The organism is Agarivorans sp. JK6 (assembly GCF_045277145.1).
Taxonomy (GTDB): Bacteria; Pseudomonadota; Gammaproteobacteria; order Enterobacterales; family Celerinatantimonadaceae; genus Agarivorans; species Agarivorans albus.
In genome coordinates, this window is the sequence record NZ_CP113525.1 from 2,347,770 (window position 1) to 2,370,338 (window position 22,569).

Consider the following 22,569-nt stretch of genomic DNA (forward strand, 5'->3'; position numbering starts at 1 on the left):
ATTAGAGATCGCTGATTTATTAAACAGGTAGGATATGAAAGGCCTTAGAACATTTTTTGTTGTAAATGCTTTTTTATTTATCGCGCTATGGATTGCGCTGGTGGGTGTTCATGTACAGTTGTTTAAACTTGATCTGGCCCGTGAAAATCAGCAGATTAACTCCCTGCTCTCTCTGCAATTGACTAGAATTGACCAGTTAAATCAAGAGTATCTAGCGACTTTACGCGACCAACACCAACTTAGTTTTATCTCTACACAGTTAGCTGTTGATAATACTTTGGCATTGGTTGGTTCGCCGCAGCACTGGTTAGTTGACTTAGCAGAACCTAGTAAAACGTCAATGCAAACCATTGCAGTAGATAAGTTCCAAGTAAACTTTAAACCCTCATTTGAATTTGTTAGTGACGGATACTTACGCCTCTACCTAACCATCGCAGCGCTTTGTGCAATGGGCTACATGTTAACGAGTCTTCTTTATATTCGTGCTATGTCTCGGGTTAAAAGTAAGCTCAAAAAGCTGGTTAATGCGGATCGGTTAGTTGATGAAAAGCCGGTACTCGGTGCAGTTGGCGAGTTAATTAAGGATCAGAAACAGCAGTTTACTCAGCAAATCCGCCAACAAAAACATGCAATTCAACAACTAGAGAAGCAAGTTGCCCTAGACCCATTAACTGGCCAGTTTAATCGGCACTCGTTCCGCCAAAAAATGCAGGAAATGTTAAAGACAACACCTAAAGATACGGTTTTGTTTTTGGTTAGAGCTTCGCAACTTGAAGAAATCAATAAAGCACGTGGCCACCAAGCTGGCGATGACTACATTAGAGATATCGCAAAGATCATCGATGTTAATCGCAAAGATTATTCATCAAGCAGCTTGTTTAGACTTTTGGGAGCCGAGTTTGCCCTGGTATTGCCTAAATTCCCGGCCAGTCGAGTTAGCCAAGTCGCTCAGGGACTAAAAAGCTCTCTAAACGAGTACAGCAACGGTAAGCAAATGCAAAGCGCAGCCTATACCGGCGTAACCGAACTTAAAAGTGGTGACTCTATTGAACGAGTGATTGCTCGTGCTGATGCGGCCCTAGCTATTGCCCAAAGCCTATCTCCCAATGGTTGGGAAATAGTACTCGAAGATGACGAAACATTAGAAAGTAGTGAGCTTCAATGGCACTCAACTATAAGCTCGCTTATTAACAAAAATAACTTCCGCCTAGCATCACAAGCCATCCAGTCGTTACATCGCACCATGCCGGCGTACCATGAAGTATTCATTCGTTTTTTAAGTGACAATAACCAACAGCTTCCTACAGAAACAACCATGGTAATGGCACAACGCCTGGGCATGATATTAGAGCTAGAAAAAGCGACTATTGGTTACATCTTGCATACCATCTCAGGGCAAAACGCTGAATACCGCTGGGGGATAAACCTAAGTAAACTTATCTTAACCGACCCAGATTTTTGTTCTTGGCTAACTCAACAGCTACTCACCTACCCTAATTTAAAATCTCGGGTGGTTTTTGAGTTAGAAGAAGAAATTTTGGATATGCACTTGAGCAACGCCAGAAAGTTGTTTGAAGTACTTCGCCGAAACAGTTGCCACACTGCAATTTCAGATTTTGGTAACGGTATTGGGTCGTTTAAATTGTTTAAAGAGCTCAAGCCTAACTATGTGAAGATAAGTAGCGATTTAGTGCAAGCACTAGAAAGTGACAAAGCCAATCAACAATTCGTGAGTATGCTGGTAGAGGTATCGCATCGTTTAGGTTGCCAAGTAATTGCTCAAGGTGTTGAAACCTTAGAGCAAAAACAGTTACTTGAATCTATGTATGTTGATAGCTTGCAGGGCTATTTAATATCTCGCCCTGAGCTTATTGCTTAACTACTGCAGAGGTTGGCAGTAAATAATTTGATTACTACTGCCTCGCCATTGTAACTTAGGATCGGCCAGCTCTTGTTCAAATTTACCGTCAATTAAGGTATCAACTTGCTTAACAATTGCCTGCTGTTGCGGGTTTAATTCTTGAAGTTTATAGCCTGTCCACATCCAAATATCTTTGCCTGCGCACTCTTTTCTTACGCGCTCAACTAGACGTTGTACTGCGTCTAGATTATTTGGATGTAGTGGATCTCCACCACTCAAGCTAAGCCCTTTACGTCGAATCCTAGAATCGTTCAAATCATTGATAATCTGTTGTTCTAAGTCATCAGTATACGTGTGGCCAGAATCACAGCGCCAGGATTTCTGGTTATAACAACCTCGACATTGATGCTCGCAACCAGCAACAAACAAGGTACAGCGCGTACCTTGCCCGTTAACTACATCGACCGAATGGTAATTCAAATAGTTCATTTACAGATGTTTCACTCGGCGTTTAACTTCTTCTTGCTTACCATAGTTAAATGGTCGTGCATCAGGGCTACCCAAATAGCCACATACTCGTCGAGTAACAGACACCTTACTGGACTCGGTATTACCACAAGAAGGACACTCAAAACCTTTACTGGTGCAGTTAAACTCGCCAGTGAAGTCACATTCGTAACATTCGTCAATAGGCGTATTTGTACCGTAATACGGAACGCGACTATAGCTGTAATCCCAAACATCTTCTAAGGCTTCAGTATTGTGCTGCATGTTTGGATATTCACCGTAACAAATAAATCCACCACTAGTTACTGAAGGATATGGCTGTTCAAAATCTATTTTGTCGAAGGGGTTTACCTTCTTTTCTACATCTAAGTGGAAACTATTGGTGTAATACCCTTTATCTGTTACGCCCTCGATTACACCAAACTTTTTGGCGTCTAATCGGCAGAAGCGATCACATAAGTTTTCACTTGGAGTGCTGTATAAACTAAAGGCGTAACCACTTTCTTTTTCCCAACGTAAAGTAGCTTGTTTTAACGCAGTAACAATACCAATAGCTTTTTGTTGTAACTGTTTATTGTCGTAAACGTGTTCACTGTTTCCGTACAACGCGTTCACAGTCTCATGCAAACCGATGTAACCCAATGAAATTGACGCACGACCATTTTCGAAGATTTTAGATACATCATCTTCGGCATTTAACCGAACGCCACAAGCACCTTCCATGTACAAGATTGGGGCGACTTTAGCTTTAACGCCTTTAAGGCGAGAGATGCGGCTATCTAAACCATGTTTCGCAACACTTAAACGTTGTTCAAGTAATTCGAAGAAACGTTGCTCATCATCCTTAGCTTCAATAGCAATGCGAGGTAAATTTAAGCTCACTACACCAAGGTTATTACGACCATCGTGAATGTCTTTACCTTCTTCTTGGTAGTGACCTAAGAAACTACGACAACCCATAGGGGTTTTAAACGAGCCTGTCACTTCAACAACTTTGTCGTAGTTTAAAATATCTGGGTACATGCGTTTTGATGCACATTCCAAAGCCAACTGCTTAATATCGTAACTTGGATCTTCTTTCTTGTGGTTTAAGCCGTCTTTAATGGCAAATACCAGCTTAGGGAATACCGCCGTTTTGGCATTTTTACCTAATCCGGCAATACGGTTTTCTAAGATTGAACGCTGAATTAGTCGCGAGGCCCAGCAAGAGCCTAAGCCAAAACCAAAGGTAACAAATGGCGTTTGCCCATTTGCAGTGTGTAAGGTATTTACTTCATACTCTAAAGACTGGAATGCATCATGACATTCCTTTTCGGTTTGCGCTTTAGCGTAAGCTTCGGCGTCGGCTATTTGCCATTTTTTGGCAGTAGCTAAGTGTTTTTCATGACTTTTAGTGACGTAAGGCGAAAGAATCTCGTCGATGCGGTTAATCGTCGTGCCACCGTAAATATGGCTGGCAACCTGAGCGATGATTTGAGCGGTTACTGCGGTTGCCGTTGAAATTGATTTTGGGGTTTCAATTTCAGCGTTACCCATTTTAAATCCGCCGGTTAACATACCTTCTAAGTCAATAAGCATGCAGTTAAACATTGGGAAAAATGGTGCGTAATCTAAATCGTGAAAGTGAATTTCGCCGGTTTCGTGAGCTTTTACTACATCTCGCGGAAGTAAATGAGTTTTAGCGTAGTGTTTTGCAACAATGCCCGCTAACAAATCGCGTTGAGTAGGAATAACCTTACTGTCTTTATTCGCATTTTCGTTAAGTAACGCGGCATTGCTTTGTTCAACCAAACCGCGGATCTCAGCATTTAACACGCTGCGCTTTTCACGAGCAACGTCGCGGTCGTGACGATATTCAATGTAAGCACGTGCTAAAGTCTTGTTATCACTTTCCATTAAGTAGTTTTCAACAGATGATTGAATATCGTTGATATCTACTTCAGGTAAGTTCAAAAACTGTTCTGTTACTTGTTGGGCAATTTGCAATGCAACTAGGTTGTCCTTAACACCTAAAGCTTCAGCTGCTTTTAGCACTGCATCAACAATCCGCTTTGCGTCGTAAGGTACACGGCTTCCGTCTCGTTTTATCACGACTGTTTTCACGATTTACGCTCCAATTTCACTCACTCATTAAATAAAAAACTGTGGAACCCGCGCCACTAAAGGCTTCTAACAAAGAAACGCTCAAAAAAGCATCCAATGTGATGGTTATCCATATATTGTGGTTAAGGATTTTAGATCCCACTAGATATAGTAGTCGAGAGATTTTAAGGATAAAGCAAATACAAATGATCGAGATCAACCGAAGGGTAAAAAGTAAATTTAACCGCTCAAAAATGATTCACAACTCACAGCAAATTTTTAGCGCCTTTTCCACATTGAAGTCACGGTTGTTATACGCACCACAAACAAGGATAATAGCGGCTCGTTCCGCTGCATCTTATTTAAATGACTGAATATTTGTTGTTATTAATCAGTACCGTACTGGTTAACAATTTTGTGCTGGTTAAGTTCTTGGGTTTATGCCCATTTATGGGTGTGTCCAGCAAAGTAGAAACCGCCATCGGTATGGCCTTAGCAACCACTTTTGTGCTTACCCTTGCGTCAATGAGCTCCTATTTAGTAGAACAATACATATTGTTGCCACTAGATATTGTTTATCTGCGCACCATGAGTTTTATTTTGGTAATTGCCGTTGTGGTTCAGTTCACTGAAATGTTTGTACAAAAGGCCAGCCCTGCACTACACCGCGTATTAGGCATTTACCTGCCTCTTATCACCTCTAACTGTGCAGTATTAGGTGTGGCGCTACTAAACATTAATGAGCAGCATGATCTATTTGAATCAATTATCTATGGCTTTGGTGCAGCAGCTGGCTTCTCGCTAGTGTTAATTTTGTTCTCAGCAATGCGTGAACGCCTTGTGGTAGCAGATATCCCGCTACCTTTTAAAGGCGCGGCGATCGCCATGATCACAGCAGGGCTTATGTCTTTAGCCTTTGTCGGTTTTACTGGATTAATTAAGTAGTATGTTTAGATGTTAGAAGCACTTATTGCCATCACCTTTCTCGCCTTAGTATTTGGTGGAATACTGGGTTATGCAGCCATCAAATATAAAGTTGAAGGCAACCCCATTGCCGATCAAGTGGAAGCACTGCTACCTCAAACACAGTGCGGACAATGTGGTCATCCTGGTTGTCGGCCCTACGCTGAAGCCATAGCCAACGGCGAAGCAATAAACAAATGCCCACCAGGTGGCGAAGAGACTGTAGTAAAACTAGCAGAATTGCTAGGGGTTGAAGCGATCCCTCTGGATGAGTCAGCCGTAAAAGAAGATGACCGAAAGAAAGTGGCCTACATCGTAGAAGATGCATGCATCGGTTGTACCAAATGCATTCAAGCTTGCCCTGTAGATGCCATTATGGGCGCAAATAAACATATGCATACTGTTATTACTAAAGAATGTACTGGGTGCGAGCTATGTGTGGCCCCCTGCCCAACCGATTGTATTGAAATGCGCCCAATACCAACAACAACCAAAAACTGGGATTGGAAATTGAACCAAATAGATGTCGCAATCATCGAGGAACAAAAATAGATGGTGGCGTGGTTAGACAAAATTAAACAAGGTTTTACTTGGAACTACCAAGGTGGTGTCCACCCAGAAACCAATAAGCAGGATATCAACTGTGGTAAGCCTGAACTTATTAACCTGCCTAACGAGTTAAGCATACCTGTCCAACAACATATTGGCAGCGCAGGCAAACTACTCGTAAAAGTTGGTGATAAAGTATTACGCGGACAAGCCTTAACCGAATCTCAGTTCTTTCAAGCGCCACCAGTTCATGCGTCCCTTTCCGGTGAAATCATCGCGATTGAACCAAGAGTTTCTGCGCATGCTTCAGCCATTCCTGAATTAAGTGTCGTTATTCGCGTAGACAAAGTGCAACAAGATGCGCAATGGCCAAGCCCTCTGACTGATGAAGAATTAACTCCAGAAGCGATTTGCCAACGCGTTCATTTATCGGGTATTTCCGGTATGGGGGGCGCTGGCTTCCCTACTGCTTTAAAGATTACTCCGCATAAACCTTTAGACGTACTGATTATAAATGGCGCAGAATGCGAGCCCTATATTTCGGCCGACGATTGTTTAATGCAGAACTATGCCGCTGAGATTATCGGTGGTGTGGCCTTACTGCAAAAAGTACTCAAACCAGCGCTTACCATAGTTGCCGTCGAAGATGACAAACCCAAAGCCATTAAAGCGTTAGAAGCGGTTGGCAATCAAGATATCATCATTCGAAGCATCCCAACCAAATATCCCTCTGGTGGTGAAAAGCAGCTTATCCAAGTGCTTACTGGAAAAGAAGTTAAAGCTAACCAGCTACCTATTGACCTAGGTATGCTGGTGCAAAATGTAGGCACTGCTTACGCCGTCTATCAAGCTGTAACGCTAGGCGAACCGCTAATTTCTAGAGTTGTCACCCTTGCCGGTGATTTAGTCACTAGTCCTAGTAATTACTGGGTACCGATTGGCACAGCAGTAAGCGATGTGATCAACAAAAAGCTACAGGGTGAGCCTAACGCGCCAACCATTATGGGCGGTTCGATGATGGGCTTCATGCTCCCCAACAACCAAGCACCGGTGGTAAAAACAACTAACTGCCTGATTGTTAATAATCCGATGGCTGCTGAAAATGAATCACCGTGTATACGTTGCGGTGAATGTGCTCAAGCCTGCCCAATGGGCTTATTACCTCAGCAGTTGTATTGGTACGCCAAAGGGGACGAACTAAACAAAGCGCGCGATTTTAATATAATGGACTGCATCGAATGCGGAGCCTGCGCCTTTGTTTGCCCAAGCGAAATCTCTTTGGTACAACACTACCGAACTGCAAAAGCCAAAATACGTAGCGAAGACATTGCACAAAAAGAAGCCGATATAGCCAAACAACGCTTCGATGCACGCCAAGCTCGTTTAGAAAAAGACAAATTAGAACGTAAAGCGAAACACCAACAAGCCGCTTTACGCAGACAAGCGCAAGCAGAAGACAGCGCTAAACAAAATAAACCTGATCCTGTCGCAGCGGCCTTAGCAAGAGTCAAAAACAAGCAAGCAGCCAGTCCAGCAGCAAAACAAGATGAAACTGGTGAATGGGTACCTGATAACCAAGCGGCAATCGCCGCTAGAGAAGCTCGTAAAGCTGAGCGAAGAGCTCAAAAAGAAGCCAACGAGGGTAAAACCAGCGCTAACCCGGCAGTCGCTGCGGCCATCGCGCGGGCTAAAGCTAAAAAGCAGACTGATAGCAGTGAGTCGATAAGCGAGTCTAAGCCTAGCGCAAACCCAGCAGTAGCAGCGGCTATTGCACGGGCTAAAGCCAAAAAACAACAAAATCAAGATAACGATAACGAAACTACAGTTGAAGACAACACAATTAAATCGAGTAATCCAGCTGTGGCTGCTGCCGTAGCTAGAGCTAAAGCGAAAAAAGCACAAGCTCAACAACAATCGGAATCAACAACCGCCACTAATCCGGCCGTAGCCGCCGCTGTAGCAAGGGCTAAAGCTAAAAAACTGGCTAACAAAGAGGTAAGTGCGGATCAAGCCGACGACAATCTAAATAAGCCTGCGGCTAGATCTTCAGCAAACCCTGCTGTTGCCGCAGCAATAGCCAGAGCTAAAGCAAAAAAAGCCGCGCTAGCTGCAACTGAACATACCGACGAGTCTGTTGATGCTAGCAAGGCAAACGATCAGGATGATGAAGCTTTAGAGGTCACCCTTGCTAGTGAGCAATCGGTTCAACAAAATACTCAAGATAGTACTACTAATAACAACAACGCTAAGGCTAAGGCCATCGCAGCAGCGGTTGCAAAAGCTAAGGCCAATAAGAAAGCGGAGGCCGCAGCTGAAGCGCCCGCAAGCCCAGAAAAGCCAGCCAAAAAAGTTAACCCTGCGGTCGCCGCAGCAGTTGCTCGCGCTAAAGCTAAAAAACTAGCAGAACAACAGCGCGAAGAGAAAGATACCAATGAATAGCACTAACATAAAAAGCTCACCTTTCGTTAGAAAGCCCTTAAAAACTAAAACTTTGATGTTTTGGGTGATTCTTTGTCTTTTGCCAGGTTTATTAGTTCAAAGCTTTCATTTTGGAATAGGCACCATAACCCAAGTATTGCTGGCATCTATGGTTGCGGTGCTAAGTGAAACCTTAGTGCTTATATTACGTAAGCGACCTGTTTGGCCAACCTTAAGTGATAACAGCGCGCTAGTTACTGGCATTTTGATTGGTTTGGCACTTCCAGCCTATGCTCCCTGGTGGATTGCGCTTATTGGCAGTTTCTTTGCCATTGTTGTAGTTAAGCATTTGTATGGCGGTCTTGGACATAATATTTTTAATCCTGCTATGGCTGCTTACGTACTTTTATTAGTGTCTTTTCCAGTAACGATGACTAGCTGGATGCCTCCACAAAGTCTGTTAGTTGAAAGCTTAACTAGCATCGATGGTTTATCGCTTATTTTTAGTGGTTTTACCGTAGACGGCTTCAGCATTAAACAAATTGCCAGCATCGATGGCCATACCATCGCCACACCGCTTGATGAGATGAAAACACAACTTACTTTAGGTTTCACATCCAATGAAATATCAAGCCATGAGATTTACAGTAGTTTTGCAGGAATTGGCTGGCAATGGATTAATTTAGCCTACTTAGTAGGAGGTCTTGCGCTTATCTACTTAAAGGTGATTCGCTGGCATATTCCTTTGGCTTTTTTAACCACCCTATTTGTGTTGAGCCTACTTTCTGCAGCCATCAACCCTGACCATTCAATTCCAGTGCTGCTACAGCTGTTTTCCGGCGCAACCATGATTGGGGCATTTTTCATATTGACCGACCCGGTAAGCGCAGCAACGAGCAACCTAGGTAGGATTATTTACGCAAGCTTGGTTGCGTTATTGGTATTTGTTATTCGAAATTATGGCGGCTATCCAGACGCAATCGCCTTTGCTGTATTACTCGCTAATATGGCAGTGCCGATGATAGATCACTTCACCAAACCCAGAGTATATGGTTACGGCGAGGGAAATAGTAATGACAACTAAGCGCCAATCAATGACTAAAAATGCGGGGATGTTGGCCCTATTCGCCTTTGCATGCACCTTGTTAGTGGTCGTAGTTAATTACTTTACAGAGCCAAGAATTGAACAACAGGTTAAAGCGCAACTGATTAGGTCAACCAATGAAGTCTTATCAGAAGAGTTAGCTAATAGTACTTACCAGCAACGATGCATAGTAGTTAACGAGCCACAGTTTTTAGGTAACGATAAAGACCAAACCATCCGGCTTATTGAATTAAATCAAGAAACAGCAGCTTTCGTTTATCAAACAATTGCACCAGATGGTTACAGCGGAGAAATTCGCCTGCTAGTAGGTATAAATGCAGACTCAACTATTAGCGGTGTGCGTGTTGTACAGCACAACGAAACACCAGGCTTAGGCGATAAAGTTGAAACCAGAAAATCAGATTGGATTTACCAATTTAATGGACAACGTTTAATGGACGACAAAGATCCTCGTTGGGCTGTAAAAAAAGACGGTGGCCAGTTTGACGCCTTTACTGGCGCTACTATTACGCCGCGTGCTGTCATTAAAGCAGTGAAAAACGTGTTGATTTACCACTCCACAAATCAGCAAAGCATTAATGACAATGCGACAGATTGTTAAAGGAGTTATTTGATGAGCGAATATAAACAATTAGCTTGGCAAGGCCTTTGGAAAAACAATCCTGGTTTAGTTCAATTGCTCGGCTTGTGCCCTCTTCTCGCAGTTACCTCGACGGTAACCAATGCACTTGGTCTGGGGGTTGCCACCATGCTGGTACTGATAGCCTCAAACACAACGGTATCACTGATACGTAAATGGGTGGCTAAAGAGATCCGCATCCCAGTATTTGTAATGGTTATTGCGTCCTTTGTGACCTGCATACAACTGTTAATGAATGCCTATACCTACGGCTTGTACCAAAACTTAGGAATATTCATTCCGCTCATAGTGACCAACTGCATCATCATCGGTAGAGCCGAGGCATTTGCTGCACGTAACAGTGTTAAGCCAGCTGCGTTCGACGGATTAATGATGGGAATTGGTTTTGGTTTGGTACTTGTTGCAGTAGGAGCAATTAGAGAGCTTTTAGGAAATGGCAGCTTGTTTTACGGAATTGAACTGCTGTTAGGCGAATGGTCGTCTTTTTTATATGTTCAAATCGTTGATTTTAACGAACACTTTTTGGTTGCGATACTTCCTCCTGGTGCATTTTTGGTGATGGGCTTTATCATCGCTCTAAAAAATGTCATAGATAACCGCGCTAAAACCAAACAAGCTGCGTCAGAAACCCTTTCAAACAATACTCAAAGCGCATGAATAAACAGAAAAGATTAGAAATCCTAACTCGACTTAGAGATAACAACCCACATCCAACTACAGAGCTAAACTTTTCTAGCCCTTTCGAGCTACTTGCTGCTGTATTGTTATCTGCTCAGGCCACCGACGTATCGGTGAACAAAGCTACCGACAAGCTTTACCCAGTTGCTAATACCCCCCAAGCTATTTTTGACTTAGGGGTAGACGAGCTTAAAACTTATATAAAAACGATTGGCTTGTTTAACTCTAAAGCAGAGAACTTAATAAAAACCTGCAAGATCCTAATTGAACAACACGGTGGAGAAGTTCCAGAAAGCCGAGAAGCCTTAGAAGCATTGCCAGGCGTGGGCAGAAAAACCGCCAATGTAGTGCTAAATACTGCCTTTGGCTGGCCAACTATCGCAGTAGATACACATATATTTCGGGTTTCTAACCGCACCAAATTCGCCATGGGGAAAAATGTTGATTTGGTCGAAGACAAATTACTAAAGGTAGTGCCAAAGGAATTTAAAGTAGATGTGCACCACTGGCTTATTCTGCATGGCCGCTATACTTGTGTAGCACGAAAGCCACGTTGCGGCTCGTGCATTATTGAAGACTTATGTGAGTTTAAAGATAAAATCGATTAAGTGAATCACCCAGCGTATTTCAGCGATATATCAGTACCTTAGATAAAGTTAGTTCAGCGAGACTATTGGCCGGTTACGCCAAAGCTTGCTGCGATTCTTAATAAATTATAAATACTGATTCAATTGAATGCCCATTTATCAAAATAACGAAACATACTAAATTTGCTCTCAAGCAATTCGGGAACTCCCGGTTGCAAAATCAGGAGAGCATAGATGAAAAATGCAGCTGTAAACGTAAGCAGTCAATTAGAACAAGCCCGAGCGTTAACCCTACCCTCTAGACAAGAAATGCTTGCACGTTCTCCTTCTGTTAACGCTTTCTGGAATAATAACCAACAACTACTAGTTAGTGCTTGGAAAGAGTGGGAAACCTCAAGAAATGGCTCGATACTTGAGTCTAGTGAAACTCTAATAGATGAAAAACTACAAAGCGCAGTAAACTCTGCTTGGGATGACCCGTCAACGGAAAACCAAGTTAAAGATCTGTGGCAAGAAGCTGCCCCAGGTGTATACACTGCACAGTTTTTTAAACCAGAAAAACTTATTGAATTACGCCACTACCTAGATAGCGTAGCTACAGCAGGCATTCCTTTAAAGCCACCTTATGGAATCGTGTTAAATAGACATGGGGCTATGCTTGACGAACGCTCTGAAGGCTACCTTGCTGCCCCTAGTTTTCAGGCGTTTTACCGCAAACTACTCGATAAGTATATGCGTCCAATCGCTCGCCTGTTGTTCCCTGAAGTATACGGATATGACAGCCAAACATTTGGTTTTTCTATTCAGTGGCAAGCAGGAATGGACACTTCATTAAGGCTTCATACCGACGCTTCATCGGTAACAATGAATATTAATATGAACTTGTCCGATGAAAAATTTACGGGCTCAGAAGTTGATTTTTATGATCCTATTACCGGAAGTATTAAAAGACTTTCTTTCGAACCGGGTACAGCGATGATTCATCGTGGCAATGTACCTCATGCTTCACAAGCAATACGAAGCGGTGAACGTTCTAACACGGTGCTTTGGTTATATGGCGACCAAATGCAAACGCCGTATGCCAGCAAGCAACAAAATCCAGTTTCTGCTAGGGAGCGTTGGAGTATACCTTCTGGGGTGCGTGACAGAAGTGCGCCGTTCTAAAGAAGAACGAGAAAGGTAGAGCAAGTTGCTCTACCTTTGTTTTTTATAGCAAATCTTTGCCTAACGAGATAACCACTCTTCGGTTTCGTTCTCTGCCCATGGTGTTGTCGTTACGGGCAACGTGCCTGCGCTCACCATGTCCGGCCACCTCAATGACACTTTCATCTAGCCCGCCAGACTTAAAGTAATCTTTAACCATGTTAGCGCGCTTTTCCGAAAGTTCTTGGTTAATCCACTTACCCCCGTAACTGTCGGTGTAGGCATCAACCAACACTACATCTATCTCTGGGTCATGTTTTACGTAATCACCAATAAGTTGCAAACGTTTCTTTGAACGCGGGGTTAATTCATTGCTATTCGATTGATAGGTTAAAACCGTAAAAGCAATATCGTCAAACGAGTACGGAAGTAAGCGCCCTACACATTTTAAAAAGTCGTTGTATTGGGTTTTAAAGTTGATCGAAGAGATGCCCACAGCTGTTGTATTATTGCTGGCGTACCAGTCATTAAAGTAAAAAGTAGGTACGTTACCGTCTTCCAACTCACTCAGCATTTGCCACGCTGGCTGGGCATTTACGTAACCATCAAATTGCTGATAAAAGGATAATTCGCTAATACGCTTAGAGCTTGCACCTGGCTTCCATTTCGGTGGAACACTTCGTAATGAGACTTGGTGAGTTTCTGCGGAAATCCTATACATATCCAAATAGAAATCTAGATTTACGTCTTTTGATGAGCGACTAATGAAACTCGCCACACCAAAAGACGGAATGAAATGATCCATTCTACATTCAATAGGCGTTTTATTTGACACAACCCAAGTTGAGTCGTCTAGCGATGCTGAATAATTGCGCACGTTTGCTTGAGCAGACATTGCGCTTAATGCCAAAGGCAGCAATAAGTAATGTTTCATTAGCAGAAATCCTCTCTTCTCCATAAATTATCGGCATCTAAGCGATAATCTTTAAAGCAAATTAGCGATTCTTTGCGGCTTTTGTAATAATGCGCGCTTCTAATATTAGTTACCCACATTATGACCATTACTGAACTCACGACCGAATTAATGTCTAGTCGATTTCGCGGCTACTACCCAGTAGTTATCGACATAGAAACAGCTGGCTTTAACGCTAAAACAGATGCGTTACTAGAAATTGCAGCTTGCTTGCTTAGCTTTAACGAACAAGGCGAACTTTATGTTCTAGAAAGCTTACAGTTTAACGTTGAGCCTTTTGAAGGCGCTAACTTAGAACAAGCCGCTTTAGAGTTTACCGGAATAGATCCTAATAACCCTTTGCGTGGCGCGGTAAGCGAAGGCTTTGCGCTGAAAGAGATGTTTAAGCCAATACGTAAAGCATTAAAAGCCCATGGTTGTAACCGAGCTGTAATGGTGGCTCACAATGCTGCCTTTGATATGGGCTTTTTTAACGCTGCAGTAGAGCGTTGTAATATTAAGCGTAACCCTTTCCACCCTTTTGTGAGCTTTGATACTACCAGTATTAGTGCCCTAGCCTTAGGCCAAACTGTTTTAGCCAAGGCATGTAAAGAAGCGGGCTTAGAGTTCAGCAACGAAGAAGCACACTCAGCACTATACGACGCACAAAAAACAGCAGAGCTGTTTTGCCTGATTGTTAACAAGTGGAAGAACCTAGGCGGTTGGCCGCTACCAAAACCAGATCAAGATGAGAATCAATAATCGATGATTACTAATCCTGTTGTATTGTCGGTTTGCTTAATGTTGGTACTAAGTTTACTGCGTGTAAATGTAGTATTAGCTTTATCGATAAGTGGAATTATTGGCGGGCTTTTATCCGATTTAAGCTTGACGGAAACCATAGCCGCTTTTGAAGCCGGTTTAGGAGATGGCGCTAAAATCGCTTTAAGTTATGCTCTGCTTGGTGCGTTTGCTGTCGCTATTGCCAGAAGCGGCTTAACCGATATGATTGCTAACAAGATTGTACGTTTAGTAAATTTGCATAAAGATCAGCACCTTTCTTTGGTGAAGTGGATGATGCTTGGCGCCATCATATTAATGGCAGTAAGCTCGCAAAACTTGGTTCCAGTACATATCGCCTTTATTCCAATATTAATCCCGCCCTTAATCGCTGTGTTCAATCAACTAAATATGGATAGGAGAATCATTGCCTGCTGTATCACTTTTGGTTTAGTCACCACTTATATGTGGCTACCCTATGGCTTTGGCAGCATATTTTTAAACCAACTGTTACATGGCAATATTTTGTCTGCAGGCTTAACGATTGATAAAGGCCAGTTACCCATTGCTATGACAATACCAGCCCTAGGAATGGTGTTAGGTCTACTTACAGCCATATTTTTTTCTTATCGGCAGCCAAGAACTTACCAAACAACGATCAATACTAGTGAAAAACGAACGAGCCAAATACAGACTAGCCCCTTAAAAACCGGTTTGAATATCATCATTATAATCGTTGCCTTAGTGGTAAACGTTTATACTGAGTCGATCATTATGGGCGCTTTAGCCGGCTTCCTGCTGCTCACTACCGCGTCAGGCTTAAAGCCCCAGAGTAGCCAAGATTTGTTTGTTGAAGGCGTTCAATTAATGGCCTTAATTGGATTCATTATGATTGCAGCAAATGGTTTTGCTGGCGTAATGAAAGCTACTGGTGGCGTACCAGAACTAGTAAATAGTGCTCAAAGTATACTTGGTGATAACAAGGCCTTTGCTGCTGCAATGTTGTTGCTAATGGGATTACTAATTACTATGGGAATAGGTTCATCATTTTCAACCATTCCCATTATTGCCGCTATATACGTTCCACTAGCTCTCTCGCTAGGTTTCTCTGAGTTAGCAACGGTTGCCTTGGTAGGAACATCAGCAGCACTTGGAGATGCAGGCTCGCCAGCTTCAGACTCTACACTAGGCCCGACTGCAGGCTTAAATAGCGATGGCCAGCATGACCACATATGGGACACCGTTGTACCCACATTTTTGCACTTCAACCTACCACTGTTGGTTTTTGGTTGGATAGCAGCTATTGTTCTATAGAGCTAACAAACTGTTTTAATTACACATTGCACGTTTAACACCGGAATACGAATTGACTGAATCAGCCCTAAGCATTGAAAAGCTAAAACCTAACTTTTCGCTAGAGAACATAAACCCAACTAACGACATTCAGTGGTCGAGTTTATTACCTATAGCAAAATCTAGTTTTGACCACTTTACTCAAGCCGATAATCATCAACAAGTTATGATTTTTCAGGCCCCTAGTTTTTTCAATTTGCATTCAGTACTCGCAGACTTTGCCAAAGACCTTAATATTGAGCAACAAGCTTACGCCTTAATATTCAACCCTACCCAGCCACAGCGCCCTTATTGTGTTGAGCTTTCACAAAAAGCCCAACAAGCTTTTGAGCAAGCTATGTTGCAGATGGAAGATTTGCTAAACAAAGATTTTGGTTCAGAAATTTTAGCAAAAGAGATAGGTGAAGAATTAGCGTTTATGGAAGAGTCTCAATCTGACTCCCTTAGCAAAATTCTAAAAAGACTTAACCAAGCACAGGTTCCTGAGCAATTATTGAATCTCATCAAACAGCTATTTGAATACCTTGTTGAGTTACCTTCTTTCACCTCGATTCAAAAGTTCTATAAAACTTGGCTTAGCAAGCCAACACTAAATTATTGTCATGAATTCACTAGAGCAGCTATTTTTGGCCAATATCTTGCCCAACCTACAGCTAATAGCGCTGAGTTGGTGGAAGTAAATTTAGGGGCTATTCATCATTCAGCTTCTGGGATATTGGTGTTAAATGCCGAAGATGTTCTTGCAGAAGCAAAGCTTTGGTTTGAACTAAAAGCTAGTTTAACTACATCGACTTTTTCATGGGATAAATTGCAAGGCGAAAAGCTAACTAGCCAACCTCAACATTTGTCGGTAACTACCAAGTTAGTGCTTATTGGTAATGCCAATGCCATTGCCGATTTATATGAGCTCGACCCAAGTATTAATAACCTAGGGCTTTTAGAAACAGAGCTGCCACTAGAAGTAGAAGCAAGCTCAAGCAACATCAATTTGTATTTAAGTCACCTAAATGGTGAGTTAGATCAACGCGGCTTATCCAGCTTAACAACGGAGCTCTATGAATGTGTATTGAACTACGCGGCTAAGCTTTGTGAACATCAACTATATTTAAGTCTAGATGTACAAGAACTAATTGCCCTACTTCAGTCACTAGAGCTCAATCAGTTTGCAGCGAACAGTCAAGGCTTTATACAAGCACTAAAACACTTAAACGATAACGTTAACAACCAACAAAAGTTTAGTGATCTCTCCTATAGAGAAAGACAAACAACCATTTGTTTAAGTGGTGAGCAAGTTGGCCAAATAAATGGTTTATCGGTTATCGACTTCGCTGGCTTAGGTTTATCATTTGGTGAGCCCATCAGAATAACTGCAAATGTGTTTCAAGGTGACGGCGACTTTAACGATATAGAAAGAAAAGCAGAACTAGCAGGGAATGTTCACGCTAAATCAATGATGATCATTCATGGTTTTCTAAATCAATTGTTTGCCTCTGAGCATCATTTCCCTTATTCCGGCAACGTAGTATTTGAACAGTCTTATCATGAAATAGATGGTGACAGCGCTTCTCTCGCATCAGCTTTGGCTTTACTAAGCGCTATCTCAAAGCTTCCAATTCAGCAAAATACCGCAGTAACCGGCGCCTTAGATCAAAAGGGTAATGTATTAGCTGTAGGCGGCATAAACGAAAAGATCGAAGGTTATTTAAGGGTTGCGCAACTTGTATATACCAATCAGCCTATCCGGGTAGTAATACCGGAAGCCAACCTTAATCAACTGAACCTTTCGCAAGAGGTTTTAAACGCGGTTGAGCAAAAACAACTAAGCATTTTTGCTGTTTCTACCATTAGCCAAGCGGTGCCCTATTTGTTCAATCTGCCTGCTGGCGACCTACTCGATGAAGAAAGTGTTTACGGAAAAATTAACAAATTAATCAATCTACCAAACGATGAACCTGGTTTAATTCGCTGGCTTTTGAAGAAAGTATCAGACTTATTCAAGTTTTAGCGAAATTATCGGACATCGGACTTGTTTAGCTTACACGTGTTAGCTAAAGTATCGGCAAATTTTTTAAAGGTAAAATTCATGACTCAGGTTTCGCAAAAAGAACTAGGTAAAACTAGCTATGAACGCCAAGAATTGCTTGATTGCAGCCAAGGCCTTTTATTCGGTGAAGGAAATAGTAAGTTACCCGCACCAAACATGCTAATGATGGACCGCATTCTAAAAATCACCCACGAAGGTGGTGAGTTTGGCAACGGCGAAATCGTTGCTGAGTTAGATATTAACCCTGATTTATGGTTTTTTGACTGTCACTTCCCTGGCGACCCGGTAATGCCTGGTTGCTTAGGCTTAGACGCAATGTGGCAGCTTGTTGGATTTTTCTTAGGTTGGAGTGGCGGTCCGGGTAAAGGGCGAGCTTTGGGTGTTGGCGAAGTGAAGTTCACTGGCCAAGTATTACCTACAGCTAAGAAAGTCACCTACCGCATTCAGATGAAGCGTGTAATTATGCGTAAATTGGTTATGGGTATTGCAGACGGCATTGTAGAGGTAGATGGTCGTCAGATTTACTCAGCAAATGATTTGAAAGTAGGTTTGTTTACCGACACTTCAACTTTTTAGTATTCCTAATATGCTGATAGTAAAAAGCCCTATTTATAGGGCTTTTTTTATTTAGTTATTGTCTAATCCTGAAACGCGTTCTTCAACAGCCTCACGCCACCCACCGTACCAATGACCTCTTGCGTCTGCTCCACCATACGGACAGGTCTCTTTAGACCTTCCTGATAACCCTGCTTGATAACCTTTGGCATGCGCTCTTTCTAAACGATCGCGTTTTTGTCTTTTCATAGACTTCTTCCTCATCAAGATCAGAAAACAAATCAGGAGCCCACTTGGACTCCTGATCTACTATCGCTTATCGTTTTTAAAAGATCAAAAACTAAATTTTTAAGTATTCGCTAACTAATTGATATTTTTGTTGCACTAAAAAGACAATTTATCTTTTTATGAAACGCCTCACAAAAACAACAGGTAAGAGCAGTAAGCCTAACCACAAGCTAGAAGCCCCTTTACGTTCATACTTCACTTCTTCTATTTGCGGGCAAGTTGCTAAGTCATCTATATCTGTCACCGCAGGGTTTCTTACCAATTTAAGTAACACCGCACGAGGATTTACTCCATTAATAAACTCTTCAGCACTTTCATAGTGATAACCGTTGGCAAATATTTCACCTTCATCATTAATATGAGTTGCAAACTCGAACCGGTACAGCGGTATCTGTGGCGTTCCGTCTTGCTCATAACAGGTTAATTGATTAAGCGTCCAGGTGTATGTCTTGTTACCTTCTAGGTAACGATTGTAATCTAATAAGATACCCGTTTGTCTACGTGTAGTACCATTATAAGCTGGCTGTTCTTCACTATCCCCATCTCGCCAACCTACGATTAAACCGCTATTATTGATATCGCTGAATTCGCTGTTAGCACCAGAAAATGGCTTGTTACGTAATGGCCAATTTACCTCTTGGTATGTTTCTGAATTTTCATCACCATCATATACAAAACCTTCTACCGGACGGTTACGTGATTTAACTTCTACGTATCGCAAATTACCGACAATTAAGTTGGCGTCGTTTACTGAATTTGCCCAAGTATGGGATACGGAGTCTTCAAACTTGTCATTATCACCATCAATCCGAATATTTGGTATTTTATTTAGACTATAAGTACCATCACCATTGTCGGTATAGTAAGTAGCGCGGCCACGTGAACCGTTAGTGCTGTCATAGACATCATCTGAAGATATACCCACCAATATCTCGTTATTGGCATCTTTTACCAAGTTAAAATCTGGAGCATTGCCATAACGAGAACGAACGTAGCCTTCAACTAGTTGTTGCCCAACTACTTGCTCTCCATCTATTGCGTCTGTAATGTCCCATACCCATGCTTGAGTATCAAAACCTGAACAACGGTAGTAGTTTTCTCGGTTACCTGTTTGACACTCACCAAAGCTGTCGCTATTGGAATAACTGACACTACCTATGCCAATAACAAGAGTACGGCCATCTTTTTCGATAATTTGTAAGCCTGATGATAAGCCACCTTTATCATCTTCTAGCTCGCCACTACTGTTAAAGGCTGTTGGTAGCAAAGTAACTTTAGCTTGGTCGCTTAAGCGCAAAGCAAACCCACGTTGAATAAAGTCCCTTGTATAATTTCCACCATCAGGATTGCTAAATGGCGCTGAGTCGTAGCCTACAGCCCAACCTAATTCACTATTGATATCATTCACTCGTGTATCAGTTGTGTAGTCACTGTTAGCAATATCATCGAAAACATAAAGTTTTTCGTTAATGGTATCCCAAGTAGGCAACGGCGGCAGGTTCTTGCCATCGGTATGCATGCCACTAATATTTCGATTGGCTAAGAAAGAGAGCACATTAGATTGATACAAAACGGTTCTTTGTTCTCTTAAGCGTTTACGATAGGTATCGTAAAAACTATTATCTCCGTAGAAGAACAAGTCACATACTTCGCTAGCGTACTGGCAGCCATAGTCAAAAGTGGTTCTGTCGGAAAAATCGTAAAAGCGAAAAGCACTTCTAAAAGTTTGAGCGCTACCCGCTACATACTCCCCATCATTACTTACGGCAGTAACAACAAGGTCACCATTAGCTTCGATAAGTCCGTTACTGGTTTCTAGTGGGATTTCCTCTATAAGATAATAGGATTCGGTTTGTGCTGCTTGAGCAAAGCTAGCAGACAATACTAAAGGCGCGAATGCCATTGCTAAAGAGCTTTTCATCATAGACTTCTTCATGAATTTTTTAGTTCTTCCAATTCTTCCCAGCGCATAAACAGGTCTTCTAAACTCTGCTCTGCTTTGGCTAAATCATTTAAAGTATTTTGAACGACGTCTTGTTCCAAATTAAAGAACTCAGGTTCGTTTACTTTACTTTGTAATTCTTCTACTTGTGCCTCGGCAGCTTCCAATTTTTCGGGTAGCTGGTCAAGTTCCAGTTTCAATTTATATGACAACTTCTTCGATTGTTTTTGGGCTCGCTGACTAGAATCAGCTTTCTCAACAACTTTGGCTACAGGCGCTTTTTGCCGATTTTCTATGTAGCTTGCTACTTCAGAATATCCGCCAACATAGCTATCTACATTACTGTTACCATCAAAGAACCAAACATGGCTTGCTGTATTGTCGATAAAGCTTCTGTCATGGCTAACCAATAACACTGTTCCTGGGTATTGGCTTACCAACTCTTCTAATAACTCCAGCGTTTCGACATCCAAATCGTTAGTTGGTTCATCTAATACCAACAAATTGGCGGGTTTCAAGAATAGTTTTGCCAACATAAGTCGATTTTTTTCGCCACCAGAAAGCGCTTTAACCGGAGTAAATGCGCGTTTAGGGTGAAACAAAAAGTCTTGTAGGTACCCCATTACATGGCGTTTATTGCCGTTAATTTCGATTTCTTGTTTACCGCCTGCTAAATTATCCAGCAAGGTTTTTTCTGGGTCTAGCTCTTGGCGATACTGATCGAAATAAGCAACATTGAGATTAGTTCCTATTTTTAGCTTGCCTGAGCTTGGAGTTAACTGCTCAAGTAACAACTTAATAAGCGTTGATTTTCCACAGCCATTGCCTCCAACTAGGGCAATTTTGTCGCCTCGCATTACCAGTAAATCTAGCGGAGAGATAATAGGATAGGCATCGTCAGGGTAACCGAAGCTTAGTTGCTCAGCTTCAAATACAATCTTTCCTGAACGCAAACCATCGTCGATTTGCATATTGGTAGTACCTTGGCGATTAACGCGTTCACTGCGTTCATTACGCATAGCTTTAAGCGCTCTGACTCGCCCTTCATTACGGGTTCTACGCGCTTTAATACCTTGACGAATCCAGGCCTCTTCTTCTGCCAAACGTTTGTCGAACAACGCATTTTGCTCTTCTTCAACACGTAGCCACTCTGCTTTACCATCTAAGTAGGCATCGTAGTTGCCGGGCCAGGAGGTAAGCACACCACGGTCTATGTCTACAATTCTGGTGGCGATTTTACGAATAAAAGCCCTATCGTGACTAATAAACACAATAGTGCCTTTAAAATTTAGCAAAAACTCTTCTAGCCATTTGATGGTATTAATATCCAAATGGTTAGTCGGTTCATCAAGCAGCAAAATATCTGGATCACCTGCCAACGCTTTTGCTAACGCAACCTTTCTTAGCCAACCACCGGAAAGGCCTTGCAAAGGAGCTTCTCCATCTAGCTTCATGGTTGTGAGAACTTGTTGAATTTCGTTATCAAATTTCCAGCCGTCTACAACATCTATCTCATGCTGTATTTGTTGCATACGTTTTAATTCGCGTTCACTGGAGTTTTCATTGATATTCGACGTTAAGTGGTGAAACTCGCTGAGCAATTTACCGATATGTGGTTTGCCTTCAGCGACGTAATCAAAAATACGTTGCTCACTCGCCTCAGGTGGATCTTGCTGTAATCGGGTGATGACAACGTCATTAACTAGTTGACGTTGGCCTGAGTCTAACTGAATAGCGCCTTCGATTACTTGCAACAAGGTACTCTTGCCAGCACCATTACGGCCAACTAGACATACTCGTTCAGCTTTGTTTATTTGAACATTTGCTTTGTTTAACAGTGGCGTGTCGCCGTATGCTAAAAAAGCGTCTTGTAAGTTTACTAACACGCACAACTCTCTATAAATTGTTCTAACTGGCTCGCGTCAAAAGGCCAGTTAATTCGTTGTTGACTGGGTTCGTGACACAACACAGGAATGCTATAGCGGTATTGCTCGACTAAAGACTCGTCTTCGATTATGTCTTGTTCTTTTAGCTCATTAATATTGGGGTTAGCTAAAATTAACGCACGAGCATCCTCGCAAAGATGGCAACCATCAGTACTATATAAAACCCAAGTCATACC

20 protein-coding genes are annotated in these 22,569 nt (G+C 42.2%); 13 read left to right on the forward strand and 7 right to left on the reverse strand.

Features of this window, described 5'->3' with window-relative positions; translation table 11 throughout:
• The first annotated feature begins 34 nt into the window (after positions 1-34).
• Positions 35-1,879, forward strand: coding sequence for an EAL domain-containing protein (locus OV592_RS10965; RefSeq protein WP_406611400.1), 1,845 nt, complete (start codon positions 35-37; stop codon positions 1,877-1,879).
• On the opposite strand, the gene nrdG is transcribed toward OV592_RS10965, so the two are convergent.
• Together nrdG and nrdD are read right to left on the reverse strand one after the other, a co-directional pair.
• Complete coding sequence (gene nrdG, locus OV592_RS10970) at positions 1,880-2,350, reverse strand: anaerobic ribonucleoside-triphosphate reductase-activating protein (RefSeq protein ID WP_406611401.1); 471 nt, start codon at positions 2,348-2,350, stop codon at positions 1,880-1,882.
• Positions 2,351-4,471 carry an anaerobic ribonucleoside-triphosphate reductase gene (gene nrdD, locus OV592_RS10975; RefSeq protein ID WP_406611402.1) on the reverse strand — a complete coding sequence of 707 codons (2,121 nt, stop codon included), beginning with the start codon at positions 4,469-4,471 and terminating at the stop codon, positions 2,351-2,353.
• Between the two features lie 345 nt (positions 4,472-4,816).
• On the opposite strand from nrdD, the gene rsxA reads away from it, so the two are divergent.
• The 8 genes from rsxA to OV592_RS11015 all read left to right on the forward strand — a co-directional run bounded on the left by rsxA (position 4,817) and on the right by OV592_RS11015 (position 12,554).
• Positions 4,817-5,395, forward strand: a complete 579-nt coding sequence (rsxA, locus tag OV592_RS10980; RefSeq protein WP_016401451.1) for an electron transport complex subunit RsxA — start codon at positions 4,817-4,819, stop codon at positions 5,393-5,395.
• A gap of 9 nt (positions 5,396-5,404) precedes the next feature.
• Positions 5,405-5,965 carry an electron transport complex subunit RsxB gene (gene rsxB / locus OV592_RS10985; RefSeq protein ID WP_406611403.1) on the forward strand — a complete coding sequence of 187 codons (561 nt, stop codon included), beginning with the start codon at positions 5,405-5,407 and terminating at the stop codon, positions 5,963-5,965.
• On the forward strand, positions 5,966-8,401 hold the full coding sequence (rsxC, locus tag OV592_RS10990; protein ID WP_406611404.1) for an electron transport complex subunit RsxC: 2,436 nt from the start codon (positions 5,966-5,968) through the stop codon (positions 8,399-8,401). It begins immediately after the preceding gene.
• On the forward strand, positions 8,394-9,464 hold the full coding sequence (gene rsxD, locus OV592_RS10995) for an electron transport complex subunit RsxD (RefSeq protein WP_406608610.1): 1,071 nt from the start codon (positions 8,394-8,396) through the stop codon (positions 9,462-9,464). The genes rsxC and rsxD overlap by 8 nt, the downstream gene beginning before the upstream one ends.
• The gene (rsxG, locus tag OV592_RS11000; RefSeq protein WP_406608611.1) at positions 9,454-10,086 is read left to right on the forward strand and encodes an electron transport complex subunit RsxG; all 633 of its coding nucleotides are present in this window, start codon (positions 9,454-9,456) and stop codon (positions 10,084-10,086) included. Before rsxD ends, rsxG begins: the two co-directional genes overlap by 11 nt.
• 12 nt (positions 10,087-10,098) lie before the next feature.
• Positions 10,099-10,782 carry an electron transport complex subunit E gene (locus tag OV592_RS11005; RefSeq protein WP_406608612.1) on the forward strand — a complete coding sequence of 228 codons (684 nt, stop codon included), beginning with the start codon at positions 10,099-10,101 and terminating at the stop codon, positions 10,780-10,782.
• The gene (gene nth / locus OV592_RS11010; RefSeq protein WP_406608613.1) at positions 10,779-11,411 is read left to right on the forward strand and encodes an endonuclease III; all 633 of its coding nucleotides are present in this window, start codon (positions 10,779-10,781) and stop codon (positions 11,409-11,411) included. Before OV592_RS11005 ends, nth begins: the two co-directional genes overlap by 4 nt.
• Positions 11,412-11,624: 213 nt before the next feature.
• The gene (locus OV592_RS11015; RefSeq protein ID WP_406608614.1) at positions 11,625-12,554 is read left to right on the forward strand and encodes a 2OG-Fe(II) oxygenase; all 930 of its coding nucleotides are present in this window, start codon (positions 11,625-11,627) and stop codon (positions 12,552-12,554) included.
• A 43-nt stretch (positions 12,555-12,597) separates the two neighbouring features.
• Here OV592_RS11015 and OV592_RS11020 read toward each other — a convergent pair whose 3' ends face one another.
• Entirely contained in the window at positions 12,598-13,467 is an 870-nt protein-coding gene (locus OV592_RS11020) for an OmpA family protein (RefSeq protein WP_152784953.1), read from the reverse strand.
• Between the two features lie 120 nt (positions 13,468-13,587).
• Between OV592_RS11020 and rnt the strand changes: the two genes are divergently transcribed.
• The 4 genes from rnt to fabA all read left to right on the forward strand — a co-directional run bounded on the left by rnt (position 13,588) and on the right by fabA (position 18,238).
• On the forward strand, positions 13,588-14,247 hold the full coding sequence (gene rnt, locus OV592_RS11025) for a ribonuclease T (RefSeq protein WP_406608615.1): 660 nt from the start codon (positions 13,588-13,590) through the stop codon (positions 14,245-14,247).
• A 3-nt stretch (positions 14,248-14,250) separates the two neighbouring features.
• On the forward strand, positions 14,251-15,579 hold the full coding sequence (locus tag OV592_RS11030; RefSeq protein WP_406608616.1) for a Na+/H+ antiporter family protein: 1,329 nt from the start codon (positions 14,251-14,253) through the stop codon (positions 15,577-15,579).
• A 52-nt stretch (positions 15,580-15,631) separates the two neighbouring features.
• Positions 15,632-17,623: an AAA family ATPase gene (locus OV592_RS11035; RefSeq protein ID WP_406608617.1), complete on the forward strand. Its 1,992-nt coding sequence runs from the start codon at positions 15,632-15,634 to the stop codon at positions 17,621-17,623.
• 78 nt (positions 17,624-17,701) lie between these two features.
• The gene (gene fabA / locus OV592_RS11040) at positions 17,702-18,238 is read left to right on the forward strand and encodes a bifunctional 3-hydroxydecanoyl-ACP dehydratase/trans-2-decenoyl-ACP isomerase (RefSeq protein WP_016401438.1); all 537 of its coding nucleotides are present in this window, start codon (positions 17,702-17,704) and stop codon (positions 18,236-18,238) included.
• 51 nt (positions 18,239-18,289) lie between these two features.
• On the opposite strand, the gene rmf is transcribed toward fabA, so the two are convergent.
• The 4 genes from rmf to OV592_RS11060 all read right to left on the reverse strand — a co-directional run bounded on the left by rmf (position 18,290) and on the right by OV592_RS11060 (position 22,566).
• Positions 18,290-18,466 (reverse strand): ribosome modulation factor, encoded by a 177-nt coding sequence (rmf, locus tag OV592_RS11045; RefSeq protein ID WP_084681792.1) that lies wholly within the window; start codon positions 18,464-18,466, stop codon positions 18,290-18,292.
• 148 nt (positions 18,467-18,614) lie between these two features.
• Positions 18,615-20,441 carry a DUF3466 family protein gene (locus OV592_RS11050; protein ID WP_406608618.1) on the reverse strand — a complete coding sequence of 609 codons (1,827 nt, stop codon included), beginning with the start codon at positions 20,439-20,441 and terminating at the stop codon, positions 18,615-18,617.
• Positions 20,438-22,333 carry an ABC transporter ATP-binding protein gene (locus tag OV592_RS11055; protein ID WP_406608619.1) on the reverse strand — a complete coding sequence of 632 codons (1,896 nt, stop codon included), beginning with the start codon at positions 22,331-22,333 and terminating at the stop codon, positions 20,438-20,440. The genes OV592_RS11050 and OV592_RS11055 overlap by 4 nt, the downstream gene beginning before the upstream one ends.
• A complete protein-coding gene (locus OV592_RS11060; RefSeq protein ID WP_016401435.1) occupies positions 22,327-22,566 on the reverse strand; it encodes a glutaredoxin family protein in 240 nt (79 codons plus the stop codon). Before OV592_RS11060 ends, OV592_RS11055 begins: the two co-directional genes overlap by 7 nt.
• Between the last annotated feature and the right edge of the window lie 3 nt (positions 22,567-22,569).